Here is a 24,797-nt window from a genome sequence, read left to right on the forward strand (position 1 = left end):
AGGAGATACTCCATGCCGCTCGTCACGCGCGTGACGGATCTGATCGGCCGCACGCCGCTGTTCGAACTGGCGGCGACGTCCACCGGCACCCGGTTACTGCTCAAGCTCGAGCAGTTCAACCCGACCGGCGCGGCCAAGATCCGGATGGCCCGCGAGATGGTTCTCGATGCGGAGCGTCGCGGTTTGCTGAGAAGTGGCGGGCATATTATCGAGTCCACCTCCGGGAATACCGGACTCGGTCTCGCGGTAGTAGCTGCCGAACGTGGGTATCGCTTTACCGCAGTGGTCGATCATCACGCATGTAAGGACAAGCTGCGCGCTATGCGAGCAATGGGTGCGGAATTGGTGTTCGTCGCCGACGACGGCGACGACAACCTGGCGACCTCGGCCCGGGAGGACCTGGCCGAGGCGATGGCGGCCGCCCGGCCGGACGCGTTTTTCACCGAGCAGCACAACAACGACGCCAACGCGGTCGGCTACTACGCGGTCGCCGACGAATTGCTGGAGGACGTGGAGCGGGTCGATATTCTGCTCTCCTCGGTCGGCACCGGCGGTTCGCTGTTCGGCACCGCGACCCGGCTGCGCCAACTCGGTCGCCCGGCACGGGTGATCGGCGTCGAACCGGTCGGCTCGATCGCGTTCGGCGGCGAGGGCGGCCCGTACTGGCAGTCCGGCACCGGCACCCCGCCCGGCGCCACCATCGGCACCGCGGTGGACTATTCGCTGCTGGACGAGGGCGTCAAGGTCACCGACGTGGACGCCTTCGCCACGGCCCGCGCGGTCGCCGCCGAACTCGGCCTGATGATCGGTGGTTCGGCGGGCGGCTCGGTGCATGCCGCGCTCCGCCGCCTCGACGAATTCCCGCCCGGCTCAACGATTGTCACCCTGGTCTGTGACGGCGGCGAGAAGTACCTGGACACGGTCTTCGACGACGCCTGGATGTCCGAACGCGACCTGCTCGACCCCGCCGCCGAAGCCGAGGTACGAACAATGCTGCAGCACTACGCGCCCGCCGCCCGCCGCCCCGCCGAACTCGTCGAGGCGCGATGAAGCGCCGGTACGCGCCGCAATGCCGCGCACGGATCAACCTGCTGCGCACGGAATTGCCGGCAGTTTCGTGCGCAGCCGGCGAGAACGCGCGCGGCGGGTTCGAGCGTGCGGAGGTGGCCCGGTGAATTTGTCGGGCTACCGGGCCGACAGTGGTCGGCTGACCGCGCTTGCCACGCCGATCGCGATGACGCAGTTGGCGCAGATCGCGGTATCCACCACCAACGTGGTGCTGATGGGCACGCTCGGCGTGCAGCAGGTGGCCGCGGGCGGGCTGGCGATCGCGCTGTTCAATCAGATTCGCACCATGTGCGTCGGGTTGATCACCGCGAGCGGCAATCAGATCGCCACCGCGGTGAGTTCGGCCGGTAAACGTGGCGAGTCCGCCGATGACGAGATCAAAGATGTGCTGCGGTCGAGTTTTCTGATCGCGACGCTCGCCGGCCTCGTGGGTGGCGCACTGCTCATCGGACTCGGCTGGGCGCTGCAATGGCTCGGCCAGGACGCCGGCGTGCTGGCCGACGCGCGGCCGCTGATGGTGGCGCTGGCGCCGGGTCTGCTGCCGTGCCTGTGGTTCCAGGTGCTGCGGCAATTCACCGTCGGCATGCAACGCCCGCAGGCGCTGCTGCTGGTCACGCTCGGCTCGGTAGCGCTGAATCTGGTGCTGGCGCTTGCCTTTATCCACGGCCGTGGCGGACTGCCCGAGCTCGGCCTCACCGGTATCGGCGTGGCGACCTCGCTGGTCTTCCTGATCACCTTCGCGGTGTTCTGGGCGATGGTGCGGCGCGACGCCCGACTGGGCGCGACGCTGCCGGTGCGACCGTGGCCCGTGCGGCGCTCCACCGTCCTCGCCGAACTGCGCCTCGGCGCACCGATCGCGCTCACCTATGGCTCTGAGGCAGGCATGTTTTCGGTGCTCGCCCTCGTGATGGGCAGCATCGGCCCGGCCGCGCTGGCCGCGCACAACATCGTCTACCAGATCATCTACATCGTGTTCCAGGTCGCCATCGGCCTGTCGCACGGGGCGTCGATCCTGGTCAGCCACGCGGTCACCCGCGATGAGTACCAGCACGCCAGGGCGCTGGCCTGGCTCGCGCTGCGCCATGTCGCCGTCGTCGCCGTGATCACCGGCGCGGTGTACGTGATCGCGCCCGATCTCGTGCTGCGCCCGTTCTTGAATTCCAGCGACACCAACACCATTCAGATCGCGCACACCCTGTTGCTGATCGGCATCGTGCTGCAGTTCTTCGATGCCGCGCAGAACATCGGCACCGGACTGCTGCGCGGATTGAAGGAGACCAACGCGGGCTTCCGCCTGTCGGTCATCGGTTACTGGTGTGTCGGCCTGCCGGTGGCGCTGCTGCTGGCCTTCCCGGTCGGCCTCGGCGCGGCGGGCGTCTGGTGGGGTCTCACCGCGGGCCTTGCCACCACGGCCTGCCTCATGCTCCGCCGCTACTTCGCGCTGCTCGACAGCCGGGAACGCGACCGTCCGCAGGTGATCGCGGAGGCGCCGGAAAGCCTCAGCAGCCCGAGCTGATCGCTGGGCGGATCTTCCGGATGTGCTGCGAGCAGGCAGGTTCCGGAAGATCCGCGCCGCGATCGGTCAGATATGCACGCCGTAATCGCGGGCGATGCCCGCGAGCCCGGAGGCGTACCCCTGGCCGATGGCGCGGAACTTCCACTCGTTGTTGTGCCGGTAGAGCTCGCCGAAAACCATCGCGGTTTCGGTCGAGGCGTCCTCGGTGAGGTCGTAGCGGGCCAGTTCCACGCCGGTCGCCCCGTCGGTGACCCGGATGTAGGCGTTGCGGATCTGCCCGAACGACTGGCTGCGCGCGTCGGCGTCGTGGATGGACACCGGGAAGAAGATGTTGGTGATGGTCGGCGGGGTGGCGCTGAGGTCGACGTTGATGGTCTCGTCGTCGCCTTCGCCCTCGCCGGTCAGGTTGTCGCCGGTGTGCTCGATCGACCCCTCGGGCGAACGCAGGTTGTTGTAGAAGATGAAATGCTGGTCCGACAGCACCTTCAGGTTCGGCCCGGTGGCCAGCGCGCTGGCGTCCAGGTCGTAGTCGGCGCCCGTGGTGGTGCGCACGTCCCAGCCGAGTCCTACCGCGACCTTGGTCAGGTTGGCTGCCTGCTTAGACAGCGAAACATTTCCGCCTTTGGCCAATGTGACGCTCATGACTGCGCCTCGCTGACGCTCGGCTCCGTCATGCGCGAGGCGCGCTGGCAGATGATTCGCTCACTTCGTTCGCTCATGAATCCCTTTCGTGCGGCCCGTTCGCGCCGCCTTCATTCCCGATTATCATCGTGAGTCCCGAAACTGTTATGCCGGTTCAGTTTTGGTCGTTCGCCCAGGAGCGCAGCGTGCTCACGCGACCTTCCAGCGCATGCAGTTCGGCCGGGTCGAGCACGGTGCGCTGAATGCCGTTGGCCACCGCGAAGGCCGACTGCCGATGGTCATCGATCGCGTCGACATCGATCCGGACCGCGACATACTCGGCAGCATCGGGCATCTCCTCCGCGATGACCCGCGCGGTACCCCGCGCGCACAGCGCGACGTTGCCGCCGCCGAGAATCAGCAGCGCCACCTGCGGGCGTTCGCGTAACCGGGCCAACGACCCGCGATCGAACTTGAGACTGAGCAGGATGTGCCGATCACCGGCCCGCACCGGCCAGGACACCGGGATCGCGTGCGGCCCCGGGTCGGTGGTCACCAGCACCGCGATCGTTTCCTGGGGCCATTCCGGAAGCACGTCCAGCTCGGGGTGATCTTCGTGATCTGTCGAGTGGTCTTGACGTTGCACGTGGCTCGCTCCGGCTACCATCTTCGTCACCTCATGGATCGTCGAGCGCGACGGGCTGTGCCACGCTTGATAGCAGTCTAAAGTGCTGGGCCGCTTGTCCGCTGGCGCTGCACCCTATGTCCGGACTGCTCTCAGCCGACTATCAGGCCGAGGCGAGCGCGGGGATGGGCAGCGTCGCCGCCCAGTCGCGGGCCATGTCGTTGGCCCGGATTTCGGTCGACGCGTCGTGGCGCGCGTGCTCGCCGAGTTGGGTTGCGCCGCACTCGATGAGCTTCTCGGCAGCGATCTCGCCGCCGCGGTTGAAGGTGTCGCCGTAGATGCTGTCGCCGAGGCCGAAGACGGCGAAGTTCAGGCCGGTCAGATCGGGCGCGGCCGCGGTGAGCTCGTCGAAGAACGGTTCCGCGCCGGTCGGCAGGTCGCCGTCGCCGTAGGTGGAGCACACGATGACGTGGAAGTCGTGCACGTCGAGGTCGTCGACGGCGAAATCGCCCAGGTCGTAGACCGAGACGTCGTGCGCCGAGAGCGCGTCGGCGACGCTGTCCGCGACGGACTCGGCCGTGCCCATCTCGGATCCGAACAGAATGACGACGCGCACAGCGGTGCACTCCCTTCTCCACAGGTCCTTACAATGTTGGTGAGGCTAGCCTAATTAAATCGACCCGTCGTTGCCACCCCTTCGTCCATCCGGCCGCGGGCCCGGCATGATGCCTGTCACGACAACCACCCAGCTGAACTGGTGCGTGACGGCCCGAATTCGGCCGTCAACTGGCTATTACCAGGCCAAGCGGGGACGTTGCGGCACCTGCGGGCCGCCAGAGGCAGCGGAACGGCAGCGGGTGAGACGGAGTGTCCCGATTGACGAAATGTCACCGTCGATGCATCATTCGTACAGTCCCCATTGTTGTCTGGGACATCTTCTCTTTGCCGGCCGATGATTGTCCGGCCCAGCGTGCTGTCTCCCGTGCGCACGCTCGGTCGTTCTCGCCCGCGCGCACGGATGCAGCACACCCCATTTGACGCTTGTGCGTTCTGCCGTGAGTGAGGTGAAAACGAATGGTTTACCTGTCGTCTACATACCGTGTGATCACTTCGTTCCTGCGCTACGGCATCGTGCCCCACTTCTGAATGCGACCGCGCCGGGCGCGGCACTGCACGGCCGACCACCCGAGGTCGGCGGTGCGGCCGCTCGGCTCCGGCGCGGTGCCTCGGTAGTCGGCCCCAACGGAGCACGAACGAATGTGGAGAACAAGCTGATGATGGACATGGGGGCGGTAAATCCCGCAACAGTAGAAATGGTGGCCCGGCCGATGGCGGGCAACCTCGTCGTATCGGCCTCGATGATCGAGGATCTGGGCTACCTGCGCTCCGAACTGGCAGCGGCGGAAGTGCCGTTCCTGCTGGTACGCGACCGCGGGCAGCGCTTGGTGCTGGCCACCGACGCGGCGCATCACCTGATGGTGCGCCGGGTGACGGCCGGTGCGATCGCGGCCGGTTTCGCGTGTGAAGAGGTGCAGCACAACGTCTTCCGGATCGGACGCGACAGCGACCCGGCCCACCGGGTCGACCTGGAGCTGTGGCAGTACCACGGCGACACGGTCGAGTGCCCGCGCCCGAACGCGTTGACCCGCACCATGTTCGACCTGGCCGATGTCGAGCAGACGCAGGTGCTGCTGTTCGATCGGGCCTGGCCGACCCTGGTGGATATGTTCGCGCCGCAGCCGAGCGACGTGAGCTTCGACATCGACCTGGTGTTTTCCTGGGTGGACGGGTCGGACCCGGAGTTCCGGGCCCGCCGCGCGGGCATGCTCGCGCAGGTGGTGGTCGGCGAAGGTGACGACGCGGACGCCCGCATCCGGCAGATCGATGAGCTGAAATACGCACTGCGGTCGGTGGATAAGAACGCGCCGTGGATCCGGCGGATCTTCATCGCCACCGACTCCACCATGCCCGCCTGGCTCGCCGATCATCCCCGGGTGACGGTTGTCCGTGCGCTGGACCACTTTTCGGACACCAGCGGGCTGCCGACCTTCAATTCCCATGCGGTGGAATCACAGTTGCAGCACATCGAGGGGCTCAGCGAGCACTTCCTGTACTCCAACGACGACATGTTCTTCGCCCGCCCGGTGCGGCCGTCGATGTTCTTCACCGCGGCGGGCATCAGCCGGTTCATCGAGGCGGACACCAGGATCGGGCCGGGCCGTAACAACGAGCGGCGCAGCGGATTCGAGAACGCCGCACGGGTGAACCGGGAACTGCTCGCCGAGCGGTTCGGGCACATCATCTCCCGGCATCTCGAGCACACGCCGGTTCCGTTGCGCCGCAGCGTGCTACTGGAGATGGAGGAGCAGTTCGCCGCCGACTTCGCGCGGACCAGGACCAGCCGGTTCCGTTCGGCCACCGACATTTCCGTCACCAACTCGCTGTATCACTACTACGCGATGCTGACCGGACGTGCGGTGCCGCAGGAGACGGCGAAGGTGCGTTACGTCGACACGACGAGCCACAAGGGTCTGGCGCTGCTGGACGGGATCGCGCGGAAACGTAACGTCGACTTCTTCTGCCTGAACGACGGAAGTTTCCCCGAGATCTCCGAAACCGATCGGGTACTTGCGGTTTCGGAGTTCCTGTCGCGCTACTTCCCCGATCCGGCGCCGTGGGAACAGCTCAGCGCACCGACTCGTCATCTGTTTCCGGAGTCGTCGCCCGGCGCCGCATGACATGCGGGATGCGCGCGGCGGGCGGGATGACGATCCCCTCCGCCGCGAGCGTCCGGGCGGCCTCTTCCGCAGTCGACGGCTTGCCGACCGTCGCGCCGCGGTCGATCGGGACCACCGAGTGCACCACGGTGTCCGGGTAGATGTGCACGTAGTTGAAGGCCTGCGCGCCGTCGCGGCCGCGCTGGCCGCCCTGCTCGACGCCGAGATCCTGGCTGTAGCAGGTCGCCGAGGCCACCGAGACGGGGATGCCCGCGAAGGTCGCGTTGGTGGAGAAGTGCAGGTGGCCGGCCAGGATGGCGCGGACGTCGCTGCCGTCGAGCACATCGGCCAGTTTGCGCTGGTCCCGTAGTTCGACGGTGACCGCGAGGTCGAGCACGCAGGGCACCGGCGGATGGTGCATGGCCAGGATGGTGCCGAACGGGGCCGGTTCGGCGAGCACGGAACGCAGCCAATCCAGCTGTTCGTCGGAGATCTCGCCGTAGTGGTGGCCGGGGACCGAGGTGTCCAGGGCGATGATGCGCAGGCCGTCGATCAGATGCACCCGGTCCAGCGGGGCGGTCGAGGCACGCTCACCGAGTAGCTTCCGGCGGAGCAGGCTGCGGTCGTCATGGTTTCCGGCGACCCACACGATGGGCGCTGGCAAACTTCTCGCGAACGGCTCGATCAGCGCCTTGAGCTTGTCGTACGCCGCGGGCTCGCCCTTGTCGGTGAGGTCGCCGGTGAACACGATCGCGGTCGGCTGGATCCGACTGGCCGCGGCCTGCGCTAGTAACTGGCGTAATCGCTGGTCCGCGTCGACGTCACCGTATAGATCGCCGTCGCCGGCAATCACATGGGTGTCGCTGAAGTGGAACAACACATGATCCGGTCGCGGGTGCTCCGCGACTCTGCTGATGTGCACCGGACCGAACGTCCTCCCCGGCGGATTGCCCGCCATTGGCTTCGGGTTCCACCGCCACAATAGCGAAGGACTACTGACAGGTTTCCCGACGGACGGTGACGACATGCTTGCGGGAAGGTGAGGTTTCTATGTCGAAATCCCGCCGAAGTGCTCGGACGTTAACCGGGCTGTGGTTCGTTAGTGACGCGGTTCACGCCTGCGCCGCACGCCTTCCGATGTCCCGCACCGAGAATCGCATGCGATTTCCGGGTGCGGGAATCAGGGACGGTGCGGGTGTGGGTGGGCGCGGCCGAGGGCGTCGGCGGCGCGGAGGGCGTCGAGGGTCATGGTGGCGTCGACGGTGAAGGGCTCGTTGTGGATCGACTCGGTCGGTGCGGTCGCTCGGGTGGCGATCGCGGCCAACGTCGGCTCGGTGACGTCGGCCAGGCCGATCGCGGCGAGAGTGGTGGGCAAGCCGACCTCGAGGCAGAAGTCGAGGACCGCGGTGATCTCCGCCGACGGGGCGCCTTCCAGGACCAATTGGGTGATGACGCCGAAGGCGACCTTCTCACCGTGCAGGAACCGATGGGTTTGCGGCGCGGCGGTCAGCCCGTTGTGGACGGCGTGCGCGGCGGCCAGACCGGAGGATTCGAAACCGAGACCGGACAGCAGGGTGTTGGCTTCGACGATCCGCTCGAAGGCCGGGGTGACGGCGTGCTCGCGCACGGCGGCCAGCGCCTGCGGGCCGTCCGCCAGCAGCGTGCGATAGCAGAGCTCGGCGAGCGCGGTAGCGCTGCGGGTGGACGCGCCGCCACGCAGGTTGCGTACCTGCGCGGCGGAGCAGGTGCGTGCCTCGAACCAGGTGGCGAGCGCGTCACCCATGCCGGAGGCGAGCAGCCGCGCGGGCGCCTGGGCGATGACGGAGGTGTCGACGAGGACGAGCGCCGGGTTGCGGCGGAGCAGTTGCGAGGTCTCGACTTCGCCAGCGTCGGTGTAGATCACAGACAGCGCGCTGCACGGGGCATCGCTCGACGCGGTGGTCGGGCAACTGATCATCGGCAGGCCGAGATCGTCGGCGACAACTCGCGCCGAGTCGAGCACCTTGCCACCGCCGGCACCCAAAACGGCGGTGCTGCCGTTCTCCCGCACGCCCGCGGTGATCCTGGCGATCTCCGCCCTGGTGCACTCCCCGTTCGAAAGATGCACGGAGTAAGTGATTTTCGCGTCCGTCAACGACCGATCCCACGTCTCGGTCAGCAACCGTTGTGCACTACGCCCCGCCACGATCGTGACCGGGCCGCCAATCCCCAGCCGAGCCATCTCCGCCCCGAGCTGTTCGGTCGCCGCTCGTCCCTGCACGTAATGCCCCGGCGAGGAAAACACACTCAACATCCGACACCTCCCGATCCCAGGGCGAGCCGCGCCGACTCCGGAGCACACCACTGCCCAACCGCCGCCATTCGTTCCGCCCAACGCTACGCGCTAGGTCGTCAGAAAGATCAGCTCATCGGGCGGTCCGGACACCAGCAGGTCACCCATCAGCAACCGCAAGTCCCTCGGCACCAGTCGATCATCGGTCGCGCTCATCTCGTCCAGCGTCCACCAGTGGTGGCCCTTGACCGTCTCGCGCTCGTTCTCGGTGAAACCCGAGGTGTCGACGTCGAAGCTGGGGACTCGGACAAAGAAATAGTGCTCGCGGCAGTCGTACGTGACGCCGCCCCACGAGGCAGTCGCACGCCGCCGCCAAACCTCTGGGCCCAAACGGAATTCGCTGAGCCCGGTCTCCTCCCGCGCCGCCGTCTCCGCCAGCGACTCCCCCGGCTCGATCCCGCCGCCGATCGGATACCAATATCGGTGGCCGTCGGAATCGTCATGACTGACGAACAGCAGTAGCCGGTCCTTGTCGTCGACAAGCAGCAGTCGCACGCTGGTGCGCGCCACCGGTTCGACCTGCTCGACTGCGGGCTCCAAAGTCAGTTACGGACAGCCGAACTCGCCAGCGGTGACGCCGGCAGTGAAGGTGGCCCACTCGGTGGGAGTGAAGATCAGGGCTGGGCCTGCGGGGTTCTTGGAGTCGCGGACACCGATCATGTCGCTGTCGAGGAACGCGACTTCTACGCATTCCGAACCACCAGCGCTGCGGCTGCTCTTGAACCATTTGGCGGTGGATACATCGCTGTTCATGCCCCAAACTCCTTCGCTGTTTGTCGCAACAGGGTCCTGCTCGCCACTTCGTCCAACGAACTGCGCTTCATAGCTGCGAACGCTTGCTGGTACATCTGCGTGTCCTGCTCTCGTTCAAGGTACATGTCCCCGGCGTATCCCTCGACGAAAACGACAGCTGGCGCAACCTCTTGCCCCTTGGTATCCAGTCCGAAGTCCAGGTGTACGTATGGTCCGACATACAAGCCCACCGGGAAACCGGCCGTGAAGGGCAGCACCCACACAGTCACATTGGTGTAGGTGCTCACGTCAGCGACATGCCTGAGTTGCGCGGCCATCGTCTTGGGGCCACCGACCACGGACCGTATAGCGGATTCGTGCAACACCACTTCGACGGTGATCGGGGCCGAACGTCGAGTCATGATGGCTTGCCGCTTGATTCGGAGCTGCACTCGTCGTTCGAGATCCTCAGCCGAGTCCGCGGGAAAGTAGACACGATCGAGAGCCCTTGCATAGTCGGGGATCTGGAGCAGGCCGGGCACCAAATCCGGTCGGAACATGATCAGAGACTTCGCTGCAGCCTCCAGGCCCACGTACATGTTGAAGCTATTGCGGATTACATCATCGAACGTGTGCCACCAGCACTTCGCATCAGATTGCTCGGCCAAGGCGACCATCGCCGCCGTCATCTCGTCATCGAATTCATAGATACGACACAACTCTCGGATATCGACCTGCCGGAGCGTCCCCCCTGCTTCCGCCTTCTCGATGCGCGAGAGTTTGCTCTTGCTCCACTGCATCGTTACTCCGACCTGCTCGAGAGTCAGGCCGGACTCATTGCGCCCGTCACGGAGATACCGCCCGAGCTGGCGTCGCGGGAGGGTCGAGCCACCTTCATCGATCATGTACACCCCCTACTGTCGTCTTGCCATGGGAAACAAGCGGTTTCAGGGTGACACTTCATCTGGGAATTCGGAGCACTTTCCAGAGAATTTTCGCTGTGGGCTCGTCGGCTGCCCGTTCGATGGTGTTCTTGTTATGCGCCAGTCCGGAATAGACCAGGAATCAAAGGTTCCGGACAGGCGAATTCCAAAACAACCAATTCCAATACGAGGCTCCCATGAATACTGCGGCGTTCGCGGATACACCCATCACCCGATGCGCCTATTACCGGCGAACTTGCGGATTACCCGCCGGAATCCACCCCGACCTCGGCCGTATCGTCATCAAGGCGGGGCTGGTCGGCGGCATCACCATGCCAGCAGCCCTCGGCCAGCGAGTACGAGATGACCTGCTGCACAAGCGATTCACCCTCGGACCGATCATCGCGCATATCCGCTCGCGTCGCTGGACCTATCTCGTCCGGCCCGATCTGCCGAACGACATCCGCCTCGCGCCCGCCTTACTGCACCTCAACGTCTCGATCGTTCCCTTCGGCGGCGAAATCGCCCTGCCATCCCCCGCCGATGGCCCCGCACACCGGCAATGGGTGATCCCACCCCGCGACACCTTCCGCCCGTCCGGACTGACGATCATCGCAGCGGTGCAGGCTTGCGCATCCCGGGAGCCCCTCCGTTGAAAAACCCGTTCCCAACGAAAAACCAACTGCTACAAGCATGTCGAGGAGACCTGCCGATCGACCACCCCGTACTCCACACCGCCCGCACTCTCACAGTCCTGCACGAACGCAGACTCTCCGAGAGTTGCTGCGCGCACGAGGAGACAGACCGGCAACGCGCCGCCTCGGTCCGCACCATCGACAACTGGCTCGACCAACAACTACCGCCCTCCCACGGCGCCGCCTCAGTACATACAGAAACAGTCGGCGAAGTAATCGACCGCCTCGCTCAACTGACTGCGGCCGCGTACGCCGCTCTCACCAGCGCCTGCGAATGGGATCTCTGGGACGCCTGGGAGCGCCTCGCCGAACTAGCGATCGGCTACGAGGACCTCGCCACAGACGTCAACTCAGGCCGCCGCCGACTGCCAGGCTGCCACTAGCCGCGAGCGACGCCGTTGCTTGCAGTCACTTCGAGCCGAGCGGTAGGGTCTGGCCCATAGTTATAGGGGGAGAACATGCCCCCATACTCATGTCGTCAGCTGGCTGCGAAGGGGACGCCGATGTTGAGCAGGGGAAACAAGCTGCGTGCGATAACCCTTGCTCTGGGTGTCACGCTGGCCCTGGCTGGCTGCCAGGACGGCAAGGATGGCCCGCCAAGTACCTCGACGACCAGCGGTACCGCGCCATCCTTGGCAGCGGACGTGCCACATGGGTTTGACCCTTGCACAGGAATACCTGCAGACGTGCTGGCCTCTGAGAATCTCAAGGCCACCGGGCGCGACGATACAGACGCGCCGGGAGGGTTTAAGTGGAGAGGCTGCGGTTGGGTCACGCGCGGCGGCAACGGCTACGGCGTGAAGATAACGACCACAAACATCACCCTGGACGCGGTTCGCAGCAAGCAGTTCCCTGACACCCAGGAATTCATGATCGGCAGCAGGCATGCTCTCTCCTCACGCCGACCCGAGGGTGACACGACCTGCTGGGTCAACGTGGAGCTGAATGGCGGCAGCCTCGAGTTCTTGCTCGACAACCCGAAGTCGAACAAGGACACAGGCAGCATCGACTCATGCCAACTCGCCCGGACGCTGGCAGGGAAGGTCGTTCCCAGCGTTCCCGCAAATGCATGAGTCTCTGACCGGACGAGCTAAGGGGAGGCAAGTACGTGGCTGATGAAGGGGCACAGAGTCCGCTCAAGAGTTTGATCGACGAAGGGCGGGACGGTCGGTTATCGGTGCGTATGAGCGCGGAAGACTTCGCCAAACTCGACCGGGAGTGCACCAACTTCCAGGAAGTTATTCGCGAAATACAGACCGACGTGATGCGGATCTCCTCAATCTCCACCTGGGGTTTCGGCGATCACCCTGGTTCGATGTTGACGTCAGCACCCACAATGGCCAATCGCTTTCGCGCGAAGTCCAACGGACACCCCGGCGGTGATGACTTCTACACCGTCTTGGACGAGCATTGGCGCGCAGTCGAAGACATCCGCCAGCTCCACGCCACCATCCGCGACCGCTTCATCGCACAAGACGCCGACTTCGCCGCCCGCTTCAAGGCCGAGATCGCTCGACTCGACCAGCTACCCGATCCCAACGGCCAGCCCGGCGTTACCGGCCCGATCCCTGGAGACAACAAATGACCGGGACCGAGCCGCCCCAGATTCCCCCGCGGACCGAGAACCCAGAGGGCTTCCGGCACACAGAAATCCTCAAAGCCTTCGAGCCGGTCGCCACCACCCCCGCTAACGAGGCCGCCACCAAATACCTGAAGGCGCAGCAGAAGTGGACTGACGGACTGCAAACGTTCCGCCAGCGCATGATGTCGTCCATCGCCGAGTCCTGGGAAGGGCAAGCCGCGGAGGCTTCGAAAAAAGCGATCATCAACTACACGACGAAAGCCGACCAGCTCACCAGCACTTTCGGCGCCGTCGGCAAAGTCATCACCGATACTGCCCAAGCTGCCGTCGACGTCAAAACCGGGGTACCCGAACGCCAAGGCGACCCGAGTTGGTACAACCCAAAGCATTGGGGGCCCTTCCGCTCCCGCTTCGAAAACCAGCGCAACGACGCCGAAGAGCAAGCGCGAACCATCATGCGCACCTACTACGTCGACGGGCTAGCCCAGGCTGACAAGTCGCTGCCAGTTTTGCCGCGACCGGTCGACCTCGTCCAACAGTCCGACGTCCCGCCCGTCGTCCCCGGAACCCATACCCCGGGTACCAGCGGCCTTCCGAACGACCCCAATAACCACTCGGGCCAACCCAATCAGCCCGGTCAGACTCCTGACGACCAGAAGAAGGACGAGTCCGGCAAGACTACGGAGGACAAGTCCACCTCCGACCAGCCGAACCAAAACCAGAGCCCAACCGATTCCACAAAGCAGCAGACGACGGCCGCGAGCACCACCCCCGCCAACACGACGCCGACTACACCGACGTCCCCCAGCACCACCACGCCGACAACGCCTTCCACCACACACCCCACTACTCCGGGCGTCCCGACAGGCCTCACCCCGCGAAGTCCTGGCAGCCCCGGCAGTCCGGGAAGTCCTTCGAAGCAACCAGGAGGCCCGGGCCGCAGCATTCCCGGCGCCCCCGGCACCCCGGGAACAACCACCAGGTCAACGGTTCCCGCTGGCGCCACCGCTGCCCGCGGCGCAGCGGGCTCCCCCGGCATGATGTCTCCCGGTGGCGGCCGCGGCAAAGGCGAGGACGAGTCGGAGCACCAAACGCCCGACTACCTCAAGACCGAGGAGAACACCAACGAACTCCTCGGTGAAACGCCCCGGACAATTCCCGGGGGCGTCCTCGGCGGCGGATACGCATCGGCCCAGGTGAAGCCGGCGGAAGATCCACCCGGCGCCGACCGATAACTACCCGCTCCGCCGCACGAGAACAAAGCTACTGCGCTGCCCGCATTACCGAATGGATCACACATGGCTGAATGGACTTGGGAACCAGACGATTTCGCCGCCCTCTGGTACAGCGACGCCAACGACCGCTTCCCACGCCCATTGCACTACCTCAGCCGTTTCCGCTACCTCGAAGATTTCGACGCACATCGCGAAAAGGTCTGCAACAGCTACTCATTCGACGAAATGGACCAGATCCGTCTCGCCATTCACACTCTGACCACCTCGAACATACGCATCGAAATCCTCGGCGGCACAACACGAACAAAGAACGCCGCGATCCGCCAGTACCGCATCCTCGGCGCCCGCAACCCCCACCACGCCGTCGTCCTCTCCCAATCCGTCATCGACGACACCGACGGCCCCATCCGCCTGCGCATGTGCCGCCCCGAACACCTCCCCACCCGAATCATCAACTGGCTCTTACCTGCCAACCCCGGCACCCACCCACCGGCCACCTTCCATGAGGACGACACCAAGCCACCCCGCGACGGCCACTACGCGGAAGACCCCAGAACCAGCCCCCGCGAACGCTACCGCCGCCTCCTCGGTCGCCCCTCCGACGGCGGCGGCAGCGCCACCCTCTACACCGGCTCGATCCTCGACCGCCCCGAGCCGTGGGAAACCTTGCAGTGGTACGACATCACCGACGACGGCCGCTATACCGAAGCCCGCAAAATAGACCAGATCAAGATCCGCCCCACCGCCCCACAGGATCTCGCCACCCAGTTCACGACCTGGATCGATATGGCCGTACAACGGCTCAGAGAAGACGAAGACGATACCTGGTAGTCGCCAGCTCTGAGCTCACCTTCTGGCCATCCGGCGGCCTTGTGACGGGTGTGGCATTGTCGACGGTCGTAGCGAGTTCGAGGTGGGAGTAGGTCATGGCAACGCCGGTAGAAGGTGACGACGCGGCTGGCTTGCGGCGTCGGGTCAGGGAGTTGCTGGATCGATATGGCGATGGTGTCGCGCCCATCGTCCAGGTTGACGATCCTGGGCTGCGGACAGTCGCGCAACGGTACGAGGGGCAGCTGGACGACCAGGATCTGTCGGCGCTCGTCGAGCTGATGCGGCGGACGATGCATGCGGCTCCCGGTGTTGGATTGGCCGCTCCGCAGATCGGCCTGCCGGTGCAGCTGGCGGTGATCGAGGACTCGGCTGCGGTCAGCGAGGAGATCGCTAGGACCCGCGAGCGCTATCCGCAGGAGTTCCTGGTGATCGCCAATCCGACATACTCGCCCTCGTCACTGCGCACCGCCGATCTCCCCGAGGGCTGCCTGAGCGTCGCCGGATACCGCGCGGTGGTACGCCGCCACGCCGATGTCACGCTGCGCTTCACCGATCTCGGCGGAACTTCCCGGCTCGCGGAGTTCAGCGGGTGGCCTGCCCGCATCGTGCAGCACGAGACAGACCACCTCAACGGCGTCCTCTACGTCGACAAAGCCGAACCCGGCACACTCACCGAGATCGTGGATGCGCCGCCCGTCTCGTCTCAGTGAACCCAGTACTTGCGCCAGTCGTCGCCGGCAAGCGGAAGTCGTTCCCCGCGATCGGCTTCCGCCGCATCCTCGGTGGCGCGGATGGCGGCGGCGAAGGTGCGGGTGGCTTTGCGGAGGCGTTCCTCGGCGCTGTCGGGGAGGCCGAGGTGCACGACGCGAAGGTCGGTGGGGATCAGGTCTTCGGGCAGGCCCGCTTTGCTGCTGCGGTCGCGGATCTTTTCGGCGAGGGCTAAGGCGGGTTGGGCCATAGCGATACCGTCGAGGCAGGAACGGCGGGACTTTTCGGCGGATTTGCGTTCTTCCCAAGCGCTTTCCTGCGCCGCGATCTTTTCTTCGAGGGTGGTGTCGGCGGCGAATTGAGTGTCGCGGAGGTAGGGGCTGCGGTTGACCAATTTGGCCACCAGGGCGGCAGCTACGTCGTTGACGGTGAATTCGCCTGCTGCTTGGGCGATTCGGGAGTGGAAGAGGACCTGGAGCAGGAGGTCGCCCAGTTCTTCCTTGATGGTCTCCGCGTCGTTGTGCTGGATGGCGTCAAGGAGTTCGTAGGTTTCCTCGAGCAGGTAGGGGCGCAACGAGTCGTGGGTTTGGGTTACTTCCCAACCGCCGAAATTCCAGAGGCGGTCCATCACCTCGACGGCCTTGGTCAAACCCGCTGCCACTACAGCAGTGTCGGACGGGGTCCCGTTCAGCTGGCTAGCAGCATGGCGAGCCGCACGTAATACGGCCTCGTCACGATCAGCACTCATCGCGCGGCCGAGACCTCGGTCGCGGTGGTGAGATCTACTGCGCCCTGGGCTTTTCCGTCCAGGGCGAGCAGCAGATCGGCGACGAATTGCAGGAGCACTACGTCGCGTACGCGTTCGGCGCCGACGCTGTCTTCGACGCGCGGCAGCGGCAGCGAGATCACGCCGCTGGCGGCGCGGTAGCTGGCACTGGGATAGATGCGTTTGAGGCGCATCTGTTTCGAGTCGGGTAGGTGCAGCGGGGAGACCTTGAGCGTTGTTCCGGTGACCGCGATTTCGGTGACCTCGTATTCGCGGGCCAGCAGGCGGAGTTTCGCGACGGAGACCAGGCGGCCGACCTCGACCGGCAGCGGACCGTAGCGGTCGACGAGTTCCTCGACGACGGAGGCGAGGGCCGAATCGTCTTGGGCGGAGGCGAGTTTGCGGTATCCCTCCAGGCGCAGGCGGTCGCTGCCGATGTAGTCGGGCGGGATGTGCGCGTCGACGGGGAGGTCGATGCGCATTTCCTTGGGTTCCTCGGTGGTGATGGGCCTGCCGTCGGCGGCGGCCCGGTAGGCCTCGACGGCCTCGCCGACCAGCCGGACGTAGAGATCGAAGCCGACACCGGCGACGTGACCGGACTGTTCGGCGCCGAGCACGTTGCCCGCGCCGCGGATTTCGAGGTCCTTCATCGCGACGGCCATGCCCGCGCCGAGGTCGGAGTTCTGTGCGATGGTGGCGAGACGGTCGTAGGCGGTCTCGGTGAGCGGCTTCTCCGGCGGGTACAGGAAGTAGGCGTAGCCGCGTTCCCGGCTGCGGCCGACTCGGCCACGCAGCTGGTGCAGCTGCGAAAGGCCGAGGGCGTCGGCGCGTTCCACGAGCAGGGTGTTGGCGTTGGAGATGTCGAGGCCGGTCTCGATGATGGTGGTGCAGACGAGCACGTCGAATTCGCGCTCCCAGAAGCCCTCGACGGTGGATTCGAGGGCGTCCTCGTTCATCTGACCGTGCGCGACGGCGACCCTGGCCTCGGGCACCAGATCGCGAATCCGCTTGGCGGCCTTGTCGATCGAGGACACCCGGTTGTGCACGTAGAAGACCTGGCCGTCGCGCAGCAGCTCGCGCCGGATGGCGGCGGTGACCTGTTTGTCGTTGTAGGCGCCGACGTAGGTGAGCACCGGGTGCCGCTCCTCCGGCGGGGTGAGGATGGTCGACATCTCGCGGATGCCGGCCAGGCTCATCTCCAGGGTGCGCGGAATCGGCGTCGCGGACATGGTCAGCACGTCGACGTGGGTGCGCAGCGCCTTGATGTGCTCCTTGTGTTCGACACCGAAGCGCTGCTCCTCGTCGACCACGACGAGCCCGAGGTCCTTCCAGCGCACGCCGGTCTGCAGCAAACGGTGTGTGCCGACCACGATGTCGACGCTGCCGTCGGCCATGCCCTCCATGACGGCGCGGGCGTCGGCCGGGTCGGTGAACCGGGACAGGCCCTTCACGTTGATCGGGAAACCGGCGACGCGTTCGGTGAAGGTCTGCAGATGTTGTTGCGCGAGCAGGGTTGTCGGCACCAGCACGACGACCTGTTTGCCGTCCTGCACCGCCTTGAACGCGGCGCGCACGGCGATCTCGGTCTTGCCGTAGCCGACGTCGCCACACACCACCCGGTCCATCGGAACCGGCTTCTCCATGTCCGACTTGACCTCGGCGATGGCGGTCATCTGATCGACGGTCTCGGTGAACGCGAACGCGTCCTCCATCTCCTGCTGCCACGGGGTATCCGGACCGAACGCGTGCCCGGGCGCGGCCTGGCGCGCGGCGTACAGCTGCACCAGCTCGCCGGCGATCTCCCGAACGGCCTTGCGTGCCTTGCGTTTCGTGTTGGCCCAGTCGGACCCGCCGAGCTTGGACAGGCTCGGCAGCTCGCCGCCGACGTAGCGGGACAGCTGATCCAGCGACTCCATCGGCACGAACAGCCGGTCGCCCGGCTGGCCACGCTTGCCGGGCGCGTATTCGATGACGAGGTATTCGCGGCGCGCGCCGCCGATGGTGCGCTCGATCATCTCGACGAAGCGCCCGATGCCGTGCTGGTCGTGCACCACCATGTCGCCCGCGTTCAACGCGAGCGGATCGACCTGGTTGCGGCGCTTGGCGGGCAGCCGCTTGCCGTCGCCGGGCGCGGTCATCCGGTTGCCGGTGAGATCGGATTCGGCGACGACGACCAGCCCGGCGTCGTCGAAGATCAGACCGTCGTGCAGCGAGCCGCACAGCACGCCGACGACCCCGTTGCCCGGTTCGGCACCGGGTTCCAGCGTCGCGGCGGGCACGTCGGCGTCGGCCAGTCGTTCCAGAATGCGTTGCGCCGTACCGTGTCCGGCCACCACGACCACTGCCCGGCCGCCGGTGGCCACGTGCGCGCGCAGCGAGGCGAAGATGGTCGCGACGAGTTCATCGGAGCCGCGGGCGGTCGGCCCGGCCAGCACCGGCAGCACCACCTCGGCGGGGATGCCCGAGGTGAGCGGGCTCAGCGTCCACCAGGGCAGGCCGCGCTCGTCCGCGCTGGCGTGCACATCGGGCAGTGCCTGATAGCCGGACGCCGCCAGGTCCAGGCCGTGCGCGCCGAGCGGTGCGTCGGCCCCGAACGAGGCCGCCGTCCAGGACGCCTCCAGGAACTCCTCGCCGGTGCGCACGAGATCAGCAGCGCGGGTGCGGATCTTCTCCGGATCGCACAGCAGCAGATGGGTGCCCTCGGGCAGCACCTCGGTGAGCAGCCGCAGTTCGCCCGGCTTCAGCACCGGCAGCAGCGCCTCCATGCCGTCCACCGGGACACCATTGGCCAGCTTCTCCAGCATCTCGACCAGCGCGGCATCGGCCGCGTTGTCGACGGCGACCTCGGCCGCGCGCTCGCGCACATCGGCGGTGAGCAGCAGTTCGCGACAGGGCGGCGCGACAACGACATCGACCGGCACCTCGGTCAGCGAGCGCTGGTCGGCGACGGCGAACGGGCGCAGTTCGGTGACCTCGTCGCCCCAGAACTCCACCCGCACCGGATGATCCGCGGTGGGCGGGAACAGGTCGAGGATGCCGCCGCGCACCGCGAACTCGCCGCGCTTGCCGACCATGTCGACCCGGCTGTAGGCGAATTCGACCAGGCGCGTGAGCAATTCGTCGAAGTCGAGCTCGGCGCCGACGCGCAGCACGATCGGCTCGATGTGACCGAGGCTAGCCGCCATCGGCTGCATGAGCGAGCGCACGGTGGTGACCACCACGCGCAACGGTTCGGGGAAAGCCGGGTCTTCCGGATGGGCCAGCCTGCGCAGCACTTCGAGCCTGCGCCCGACGGTGTCGGCGCCCGGGGACAACCGCTCGTGCGGCAGGGTTTCCCAGGACGGGAACTGCGCGACCGCCGGACCGAGCATTTCCTCCAGCTCGACCGTCAGATCGTCCGCCTCGCGCCCGGTCGCGGTCACCACGACGAGCGGCCGTTGCGCCACGATCGTCGCGGCCACGAACGCCCGCACACCGGACGGCCCGACCAGCTCGACCGAGGACTTACCGACCAGCTCGGTGACGGTCCGCAGGGCGGCATCGGCACCGGCGACCGCCGCGAGTCCCGCAAGCGGTGGACGATGGGTCGGCATCACAACTCCTGAGCTCAAGCCGGGTATTTCGAGCAACAGGCGAAAGTCTAGTCAGTGCCGCCGACACGTAGAGCTGAGGCTGCTAAGGGACGTAGCGACGCAGGCGCCTGGCGGCGAACTCGCGGAAGTAGGCGAGCTTCTCGCTGGGCACGATCGACGGGAGCAGGAAGTACCAGACGCGTTCCATCCGGGTCGCCATCTGATCGATCGACTCGGTGCCGACGGCGATGATGTGCACGCCCGCGGTCATCTCCTGCAGCAGCATGCCGATCACGTCGGCGTCGAGCTCGGGCTGCAAATCGCCTTGGGCGATAGCCCTTTCGGAGAGCACGCGGTAGGTGTCGCCCCACGTCTTGGCGATGTTGTCGCCCTGGGCGCCGCGGTAGTCACCGATCTGGTGGGTCAGCTTGAGCATCGCGCCGACCATCGGATCGTTCATCGATAGGTCGGCCACGACATAGGTGATGCCGATGCACGCCTCGAGCGCGGGCACCCGGGGATCGAAGAAACCCTGACACGAGCTGACCAGCCGCTCGTTGCCCTGGTCGACCACCGCACGCGCCAGCTCTTCCTTCGAGCCGAAGTGAAAGTACAAGGCGCCCTTGGTCACATTGGACTGCGCGATGATCTCGCTCAGACTCGCGTTCGCGTAACCCAAGCGCAGAAAGACATCGGCAGCGCCCGCAAGAACGGAGTCGCGGGTGATCTCCGCGCGCGCTTGCCTAGCCATCAGATCCGCCTGTCATCCTAAAAACCAGCCATCCTGAAGTAGACCGACATCACGAAGTAGACCGACTTACCGCCCGAACAGCACCCAAAGGATGGGTGAACCGTACCACCAGGCGGGCCCTCGGCAGTCAATTCGAGCATTCGACTGGACCCACTTCGCAATTCGCTGGTTAACAACCCGAGTCACTCCTCGATACCGGCGCGCCACTCCGAGCTGAGATGCGGGTCGGCCTCCAGATGGCTCAGCCCGTTCCAGCACAGATTCACCAAATGTACGGCGACAACCTCTTTCGAGGGTTTGCGTTCGTCCAGCCACCAGGTGGCGGCGGTCGCGACCTGCCCGACCAACGCCTGGGCGTAGAGGGTGGCCAGGCTGGTGTCGAAACCGCGGCGCTCGAAATCACCGGCGAGGATGTGTGCGACCTGGTTCACGGCCTCGTTGAGCAGGCTGGAGTAGCGCCCCTCGGCATTGCCCGCGGGCTGATCGCGCACCAGGATGCGGAAGCCGTCGGTGCGTTCCTCGATGTAGGTCAGCAGCGCGAGCGCGACCTGTTCGAGCCGCACCCTCGATCGGTTCTGGGTGAGCGAGGACACGATCATGTCGAGCAGCATCGACATCTCGCGATCGACGACGACCGCGTACAGCCCCTCTTTGCCGCCGAAGTGTTCGTACACCACAGGTTTGGAGACTTGGGCCCGCTGCGCGATCTCCTCGATGGAGGTGGCGTCATATCCGCGCTCGGCGAACAGTGCGCGACCGATCTCGATGAGCTGCTGTCGCCGCTGGGTACCGGTCATCCGCGGACGCGACACCTTGGGCGGTTCACTAGTCGACATCAGTTCCGCCTCCCTTCGCCACACGACCGTCCAGTGCCTTAACTGTTCCAGACAGCCCGCAAGATTGCCCCGTCAACCCCGGGCGCGCCATCGATCAACTCCCGCTGCGACTCTCTCAACGCTCCAACTACCGGCAAGAATCGCGGAGAGGCGGGGGTGTATGCGAGGATCTTTCCCGTGCCGTGGCACAGCGGCGGGTGTTCCCGATCCGCCGATGTGACAATCCGCCGTGGTGTAATGGCAGCACCTCTGATTTTGGTTCAGATAGTTCAGGTTCGAGTCCTGGCGGCGGAGCTCGGCAGCACGATGACCTATCGTTGGCCCGCACATCTGCGCCCAGCACAGCAGACCCCAGCACGATGAGCAGAGCCCAGCAGCACGATGACAGGCAGCCGAGGGAGATCCATGCCACAGCAGACCGCCGTCGTCGTTCTCGCAGCCGGTGCCGGGACGCGAATGCGGTCGAAGACCCCCAAAGTGCTGCATTCGCTGGCCGGTCGAAGCATGCTCGCACACGCGCTGCATGCGGCGAACGAGATCGACCCCGCATACCTGATCACCGTGGTCGGCCACGACCGCGAACAGGTCGGCGCCGCAGTCAACGCGGTGGCCACCGACCTCGGCCGTGAGATCACTCCGGCCATTCAAGAAGAACAGCTCGGCACCGGTCACGCCGTGCAGTGCGCACTCGCCGCGCTCCCCGTCGGATTCACCGGCGACCTGCTCGTCACCTCCGCCGACGTACCGCTGCTCGACGGGCACACGCTGTCCGCGCTGCTCGACGAGCACCGTTCGTACACCGAGCGGTCCGCCGTGACGGTCTTGACCTTCGTGCCCGACGACCCGAACGGCTACGGCCGCATCGTCCGCGATGTCGACGGCCAGGTGGTCGAGATCGTCGAGCACGCCGACGCCACCCCGGCGCAGTCGGCGATCACCGAGGTCAACTCGGGTGTGTACGCGTTCGACGTGAATGTGCTGCGCACCATGATCAGCCGGTTGTCCACCGCGAACGCCCAGCACGAGCTGTATCTGACCGACGTGCTGCGGCTGGCCCGCGAGGCCGGGCATCCGGTGCACGGCGCCCGCCTGGTCGACGCGGCCAAGGTCACCGGCGTGAACGACCGGGTCCAGCTGGCCAACGCGACGAGCAGGCTCAACCGCTACATCCTGGAACGGCACATGCGCGCCGGCGTGACGATCATCGACCCGGCCTCCACCTGGGTGGACGCGAGCGTGCGGATCAGCAGGGACGCGGTGCTGCGCCCCGGCGTCCAACTGCTCGGCGACACCGTGATCGGCGAGGACGCCGAGATCGGGCCGGACAGCACGCTGACCGATGTCGTCGTCGGCGACGGCGCCCGGGTCATCCGCACGCACGGCGAGGGCGCGATGATCGGCCCCGGCGCGACCATCGGCCCGTTCAGCTACCTGCGGCCGGGCACCGTGGTCGGCAATTCCGGCAAGCTCGGCGCGTTCGTGGAGACCAAGAACGCCTCGATCGGCGCGCACTCCAAGGTGCCGCACCTGACCTATGTGGGCGACGCCACCATCGGCGAGTACAGCAACATCGGCGCTTCAAGTGTTTTCGTGAACTACGACGGAGTGACCAAGCATCACACCACTGTCGGCTCGCATGTGCGAACGGGAAGCGACACGATGTTTGTCGCACCGGTAACGGTGGGTGACGGCGCGTATACGGCGGCGGGTACTGTACTGCGCAGAAGCGTTCCGCCCGGGGCACTCGCGGTTTCCGGCGGGCCGCAGAAGAACATCGAGGGCTGGGTGCAACGCCACCGTCCTGGAACGGCCGCGGCGCGCGCGGCGGCAGAAGCCAACGCCGCCAAAGAGGACTCCGGTCAGGCACACGAGCAAAAGGATGGCAAACAGCAGTGACCGCGTCATGGATCGACAACCAGAAGAACCTGATGCTCTTCTCGGGACGCGCTCATCCTGAGCTGGCCGAACAGGTCGCCAAGGAACTCGACGTCCACGTCACGCCGCAGACCGCACGCGACTTCGCCAACGGCGAGATCTTCGTCCGGTTCGAGGAGTCGGTCCGCGGCTCCGACGCGTTCGTGCTGCAGAGCTTTCCCGCACCGCTGAACCAGTGGCTGATGGAACAGCTCATCATGATCGACGCGCTCAAGCGCGGTTCGGCCAAGCGGATCACCGCCGTGCTGCCGTTCTACCCCTACGCCCGCCAGGACAAGAAGCACCGCGGCCGCGAGCCGATCTCGGCTCGCCTGGTCGCCGACCTGCTGAAGACCGCGGGCGCGGACCGCATCATCACCGTCGATCTGCACACCGATCAGATCCAGGGCTTCTTCGACGGCCCGGTCGATCACATGCACGCGCAGCTGCAGCTCGCCGAATACATCCGCACCAACTACACCCTTGACCACATCACCGTGGTCTCCCCCGACTCGGGCCGCGTGCGCGTGGCCGAGAAGTGGGCCGACTCGCTCGGCGGCTCGCCGCTGGCGTTCATCCACAAGACCCGCGATCCCCTGGTGCCCAACCAGATCAAGGCGAACCGCGTGGTCGGCGATGTCGAGGGCCGCACCTGCATCCTGATCGACGACATGATCGACACCGGTGGCACCATCGCCGGCGCGGTCAAGGTGCTCAAGGACGCCGGCGCGGGCGACGTGGTCATCGCCGCGACGCACGGCGTGCTGAGCGACCCGGCCGCCGAGCGGCTGGCCGCCTGCGGTGCCAAGGAAGTCGTGGTCACCAACACGCTGCCGATCACCGAAGAGAAGAAGTTCGCGCAGCTGACGGTGCTGTCCATCGCGCCGCTGCTGGCCCGCACCATCCGCGAGGTCTTCGAAAACGGCTCCGTCACCGGCCTTTTCAACGGCAACGCATAGATCTTCACCACGAGATGGCGGTTCGGACTTCGGTCCGGGCCGCCATTTCTTTTGCGTCCGCTCCGTTAGTTGTGGCAATACGCGGGGATACTGAGGGGTATGGACCGTGAATCGCTGGACACAGACATGGGAGACGACGACCAAGCCGACGAGATCCGCGCCTATGAGCGCAATATCGAGGATCCGCCGGATGACCTGCGCATTCGCTATCACGAGAACGACGATGACGGCAGGCTCGGCATCGCGGACGAGTTGGCGCAGGAGTCGACGCCGCGCGAACAGCGCGCCGAGAAGGCCCAGGACGACGAGCGGCCCGCCGAGGTGGTGGCCATGGACATCGTGGACGACAAGGATCTCTGACACCCGGTCGATGTCCGACTGCGCCACCTAGCGCAATCGGCTATGACGGCCCGA

At 66.0% G+C, this 24,797-nt stretch carries 25 protein-coding genes and 1 tRNA gene; 14 read left to right on the forward strand and 12 right to left on the reverse strand.

Going from position 1 to position 24,797, the window contains the following annotated elements; all coding sequences use genetic code 11:
- The first annotated feature begins 12 nt into the window (after positions 1-12).
- Both ACFWF1_RS38330 and ACFWF1_RS38335 read left to right on the forward strand, forming a co-directional pair.
- Positions 13-1,050: a PLP-dependent cysteine synthase family protein gene (locus ACFWF1_RS38330; RefSeq protein ID WP_379280968.1), complete on the forward strand. Its 1,038-nt coding sequence runs from the start codon at positions 13-15 to the stop codon at positions 1,048-1,050.
- 121 nt (positions 1,051-1,171) lie between these two features.
- Positions 1,172-2,584, forward strand: coding sequence for an MATE family efflux transporter (locus ACFWF1_RS38335; protein WP_379280969.1), 1,413 nt, complete (start codon positions 1,172-1,174; stop codon positions 2,582-2,584).
- A gap of 66 nt (positions 2,585-2,650) precedes the next feature.
- Here ACFWF1_RS38335 and ACFWF1_RS38340 read toward each other — a convergent pair whose 3' ends face one another.
- From ACFWF1_RS38340 to ACFWF1_RS38350, 3 genes are all read right to left on the reverse strand, one after another.
- A complete protein-coding gene (locus ACFWF1_RS38340; RefSeq protein WP_379280970.1) occupies positions 2,651-3,226 on the reverse strand; it encodes a TerD family protein in 576 nt (191 codons plus the stop codon).
- Positions 3,227-3,380: 154 nt separating this feature from the next.
- Positions 3,381-3,872: a pyridoxamine 5'-phosphate oxidase family protein gene (locus ACFWF1_RS38345; RefSeq protein WP_379281211.1), complete on the reverse strand. Its 492-nt coding sequence runs from the start codon at positions 3,870-3,872 to the stop codon at positions 3,381-3,383.
- A gap of 121 nt (positions 3,873-3,993) precedes the next feature.
- On the reverse strand, positions 3,994-4,446 hold the full coding sequence (locus tag ACFWF1_RS38350; protein WP_379280971.1) for a flavodoxin domain-containing protein: 453 nt from the start codon (positions 4,444-4,446) through the stop codon (positions 3,994-3,996).
- A 658-nt stretch (positions 4,447-5,104) separates the two neighbouring features.
- Here ACFWF1_RS38350 and ACFWF1_RS38355 point away from each other — a divergent pair.
- A complete protein-coding gene (locus ACFWF1_RS38355) occupies positions 5,105-6,568 on the forward strand; it encodes a stealth family protein (RefSeq protein WP_379281212.1) in 1,464 nt (487 codons plus the stop codon).
- Here the strand turns inward: ACFWF1_RS38355 and ACFWF1_RS38360 are convergent.
- The 5 genes from ACFWF1_RS38360 to ACFWF1_RS38380 all read right to left on the reverse strand — a co-directional run bounded on the left by ACFWF1_RS38360 (position 6,516) and on the right by ACFWF1_RS38380 (position 10,516).
- Complete coding sequence (locus ACFWF1_RS38360) at positions 6,516-7,469, reverse strand: phosphodiesterase (protein WP_379280972.1); 954 nt, start codon at positions 7,467-7,469, stop codon at positions 6,516-6,518. The genes ACFWF1_RS38355 and ACFWF1_RS38360 overlap by 53 nt on opposite strands.
- Before the next feature lie 258 nt (positions 7,470-7,727).
- The gene (locus ACFWF1_RS38365; RefSeq protein ID WP_379280973.1) at positions 7,728-8,840 is read right to left on the reverse strand and encodes a glycerol dehydrogenase; all 1,113 of its coding nucleotides are present in this window, start codon (positions 8,838-8,840) and stop codon (positions 7,728-7,730) included.
- A gap of 90 nt (positions 8,841-8,930) precedes the next feature.
- The gene (locus ACFWF1_RS38370; RefSeq protein ID WP_379280974.1) at positions 8,931-9,389 is read right to left on the reverse strand and encodes an NUDIX hydrolase; all 459 of its coding nucleotides are present in this window, start codon (positions 9,387-9,389) and stop codon (positions 8,931-8,933) included.
- Positions 9,390-9,425: 36 nt separating this feature from the next.
- A complete protein-coding gene (locus tag ACFWF1_RS38375; RefSeq protein ID WP_379280975.1) occupies positions 9,426-9,632 on the reverse strand; it encodes a DUF397 domain-containing protein in 207 nt (68 codons plus the stop codon).
- Entirely contained in the window at positions 9,629-10,516 is an 888-nt protein-coding gene (locus ACFWF1_RS38380; protein WP_379280976.1) for a helix-turn-helix domain-containing protein, read from the reverse strand. Before ACFWF1_RS38380 ends, ACFWF1_RS38375 begins: the two co-directional genes overlap by 4 nt.
- 215 nt (positions 10,517-10,731) lie before the next feature.
- Between ACFWF1_RS38380 and ACFWF1_RS38385 the strand changes: the two genes are divergently transcribed.
- The 7 genes from ACFWF1_RS38385 (at position 10,732) to ACFWF1_RS38415 (ending at position 15,587) form a co-directional block, all read left to right on the forward strand.
- Positions 10,732-11,190 carry a DNA-directed RNA polymerase subunit beta gene (locus ACFWF1_RS38385; protein ID WP_379280977.1) on the forward strand — a complete coding sequence of 153 codons (459 nt, stop codon included), beginning with the start codon at positions 10,732-10,734 and terminating at the stop codon, positions 11,188-11,190.
- A complete protein-coding gene (locus ACFWF1_RS38390) occupies positions 11,097-11,612 on the forward strand; it encodes a DUF4254 domain-containing protein (protein ID WP_379280978.1) in 516 nt (171 codons plus the stop codon). Before ACFWF1_RS38385 ends, ACFWF1_RS38390 begins: the two co-directional genes overlap by 94 nt.
- Before the next feature lie 120 nt (positions 11,613-11,732).
- Positions 11,733-12,302, forward strand: coding sequence for a DUF3558 domain-containing protein (locus ACFWF1_RS38395; protein ID WP_379280979.1), 570 nt, complete (start codon positions 11,733-11,735; stop codon positions 12,300-12,302).
- Positions 12,303-12,337: 35 nt separating this feature from the next.
- A complete protein-coding gene (locus ACFWF1_RS38400; protein WP_379280980.1) occupies positions 12,338-12,814 on the forward strand; it encodes a hypothetical protein in 477 nt (158 codons plus the stop codon).
- Positions 12,811-14,046, forward strand: coding sequence for a hypothetical protein (locus ACFWF1_RS38405; RefSeq protein ID WP_379280981.1), 1,236 nt, complete (start codon positions 12,811-12,813; stop codon positions 14,044-14,046). Before ACFWF1_RS38400 ends, ACFWF1_RS38405 begins: the two co-directional genes overlap by 4 nt.
- Positions 14,047-14,109: 63 nt before the next feature.
- On the forward strand, positions 14,110-14,877 hold the full coding sequence (locus ACFWF1_RS38410) for an ESX secretion-associated protein EspG (RefSeq protein ID WP_379280982.1): 768 nt from the start codon (positions 14,110-14,112) through the stop codon (positions 14,875-14,877).
- A 95-nt stretch (positions 14,878-14,972) separates the two neighbouring features.
- The gene (locus ACFWF1_RS38415) at positions 14,973-15,587 is read left to right on the forward strand and encodes a peptide deformylase (protein ID WP_379280983.1); all 615 of its coding nucleotides are present in this window, start codon (positions 14,973-14,975) and stop codon (positions 15,585-15,587) included.
- On the opposite strand, the gene ACFWF1_RS38420 is transcribed toward ACFWF1_RS38415, so the two are convergent.
- From ACFWF1_RS38420 to ACFWF1_RS38435, 4 genes are all read right to left on the reverse strand, one after another.
- Positions 15,581-16,213: a MazG family protein gene (locus ACFWF1_RS38420; RefSeq protein WP_379281213.1), complete on the reverse strand. Its 633-nt coding sequence runs from the start codon at positions 16,211-16,213 to the stop codon at positions 15,581-15,583. The genes ACFWF1_RS38415 and ACFWF1_RS38420 overlap by 7 nt on opposite strands.
- A gap of 116 nt (positions 16,214-16,329) precedes the next feature.
- Entirely contained in the window at positions 16,330-19,944 is a 3,615-nt protein-coding gene (mfd, locus tag ACFWF1_RS38425) for a transcription-repair coupling factor (protein ID WP_379280984.1), read from the reverse strand.
- Positions 19,945-20,026: 82 nt separating this feature from the next.
- Entirely contained in the window at positions 20,027-20,674 is a 648-nt protein-coding gene (locus ACFWF1_RS38430) for a TetR family transcriptional regulator (protein WP_379280985.1), read from the reverse strand.
- A gap of 182 nt (positions 20,675-20,856) precedes the next feature.
- A complete protein-coding gene (locus ACFWF1_RS38435) occupies positions 20,857-21,471 on the reverse strand; it encodes a TetR/AcrR family transcriptional regulator (RefSeq protein ID WP_051187212.1) in 615 nt (204 codons plus the stop codon).
- Positions 21,472-21,733: 262 nt separating this feature from the next.
- Here ACFWF1_RS38435 and ACFWF1_RS38440 point away from each other — a divergent pair.
- From ACFWF1_RS38440 to ACFWF1_RS38455, 4 genes are all read left to right on the forward strand, one after another.
- A tRNA-Gln gene (locus tag ACFWF1_RS38440) sits at positions 21,734-21,804 on the forward strand.
- A 111-nt stretch (positions 21,805-21,915) separates the two neighbouring features.
- The gene (gene glmU, locus ACFWF1_RS38445; protein ID WP_379280986.1) at positions 21,916-23,406 is read left to right on the forward strand and encodes a bifunctional UDP-N-acetylglucosamine diphosphorylase/glucosamine-1-phosphate N-acetyltransferase GlmU; all 1,491 of its coding nucleotides are present in this window, start codon (positions 21,916-21,918) and stop codon (positions 23,404-23,406) included.
- Entirely contained in the window at positions 23,403-24,383 is a 981-nt protein-coding gene (locus tag ACFWF1_RS38450) for a ribose-phosphate diphosphokinase (protein WP_357381568.1), read from the forward strand. The genes glmU and ACFWF1_RS38450 overlap by 4 nt, the downstream gene beginning before the upstream one ends.
- Positions 24,384-24,482: 99 nt before the next feature.
- A complete protein-coding gene (locus ACFWF1_RS38455) occupies positions 24,483-24,743 on the forward strand; it encodes a hypothetical protein (protein WP_379280987.1) in 261 nt (86 codons plus the stop codon).
- Positions 24,744-24,797 lie beyond the last annotated feature (54 nt).

This window comes from Nocardia sp. NPDC060255 (genome assembly GCF_042727395.1).
Taxonomy (GTDB): Bacteria; Actinomycetota; Actinomycetes; order Mycobacteriales; family Mycobacteriaceae; genus Nocardia.

What these genes read in the sequence shown, in the direction of transcription:
- ACFWF1_RS38330 (WP_379280968.1), top strand. Translation starts at nt 13, where the DNA reads ATGCCGCTCGTCACGCGCGTGACGGATCTGATCGGCCGCACGCCGCTG.
- ACFWF1_RS38345 (WP_379281211.1), bottom strand. Translation starts at nt 3,872, where the DNA reads ATGGTAGCCGGAGCGAGCCACGTGCAACGTCAAGACCACTCGACAGAT.
- ACFWF1_RS38340 (WP_379280970.1), bottom strand. Translation starts at nt 3,226, where the DNA reads ATGAGCGTCACATTGGCCAAAGGCGGAAATGTTTCGCTGTCTAAGCAG.
- ACFWF1_RS38455 (WP_379280987.1), top strand. Translation starts at nt 24,483, where the DNA reads ATGGACCGTGAATCGCTGGACACAGACATGGGAGACGACGACCAAGCC.
- mfd (WP_379280984.1), bottom strand. Translation starts at nt 19,944, where the DNA reads ATGCCGACCCATCGTCCACCGCTTGCGGGACTCGCGGCGGTCGCCGGT.
- ACFWF1_RS38415 (WP_379280983.1), top strand. Translation starts at nt 14,973, where the DNA reads ATGGCAACGCCGGTAGAAGGTGACGACGCGGCTGGCTTGCGGCGTCGG.
- ACFWF1_RS38380 (WP_379280976.1), bottom strand. Translation starts at nt 10,516, where the DNA reads ATGATCGATGAAGGTGGCTCGACCCTCCCGCGACGCCAGCTCGGGCGG.
- ACFWF1_RS38355 (WP_379281212.1), top strand. Translation starts at nt 5,105, where the DNA reads ATGATGGACATGGGGGCGGTAAATCCCGCAACAGTAGAAATGGTGGCC.
- ACFWF1_RS38420 (WP_379281213.1), bottom strand. Translation starts at nt 16,213, where the DNA reads ATGGACCGCCTCTGGAATTTCGGCGGTTGGGAAGTAACCCAAACCCAC.
- glmU (WP_379280986.1), top strand. Translation starts at nt 21,916, where the DNA reads ATGCCACAGCAGACCGCCGTCGTCGTTCTCGCAGCCGGTGCCGGGACG.
- ACFWF1_RS38410 (WP_379280982.1), top strand. Translation starts at nt 14,110, where the DNA reads ATGGCTGAATGGACTTGGGAACCAGACGATTTCGCCGCCCTCTGGTAC.
- ACFWF1_RS38395 (WP_379280979.1), top strand. Translation starts at nt 11,733, where the DNA reads ATGTTGAGCAGGGGAAACAAGCTGCGTGCGATAACCCTTGCTCTGGGT.
- ACFWF1_RS38390 (WP_379280978.1), top strand. Translation starts at nt 11,097, where the DNA reads ATGGGTGATCCCACCCCGCGACACCTTCCGCCCGTCCGGACTGACGAT.
- ACFWF1_RS38435 (WP_051187212.1), bottom strand. Translation starts at nt 21,471, where the DNA reads ATGACCGGTACCCAGCGGCGACAGCAGCTCATCGAGATCGGTCGCGCA.
- ACFWF1_RS38375 (WP_379280975.1), bottom strand. Translation starts at nt 9,632, where the DNA reads ATGAACAGCGATGTATCCACCGCCAAATGGTTCAAGAGCAGCCGCAGC.
- ACFWF1_RS38365 (WP_379280973.1), bottom strand. Translation starts at nt 8,840, where the DNA reads ATGTTGAGTGTGTTTTCCTCGCCGGGGCATTACGTGCAGGGACGAGCG.
- ACFWF1_RS38430 (WP_379280985.1), bottom strand. Translation starts at nt 20,674, where the DNA reads ATGGCTAGGCAAGCGCGCGCGGAGATCACCCGCGACTCCGTTCTTGCG.
- ACFWF1_RS38405 (WP_379280981.1), top strand. Translation starts at nt 12,811, where the DNA reads ATGACCGGGACCGAGCCGCCCCAGATTCCCCCGCGGACCGAGAACCCA.
- ACFWF1_RS38385 (WP_379280977.1), top strand. Translation starts at nt 10,732, where the DNA reads ATGAATACTGCGGCGTTCGCGGATACACCCATCACCCGATGCGCCTAT.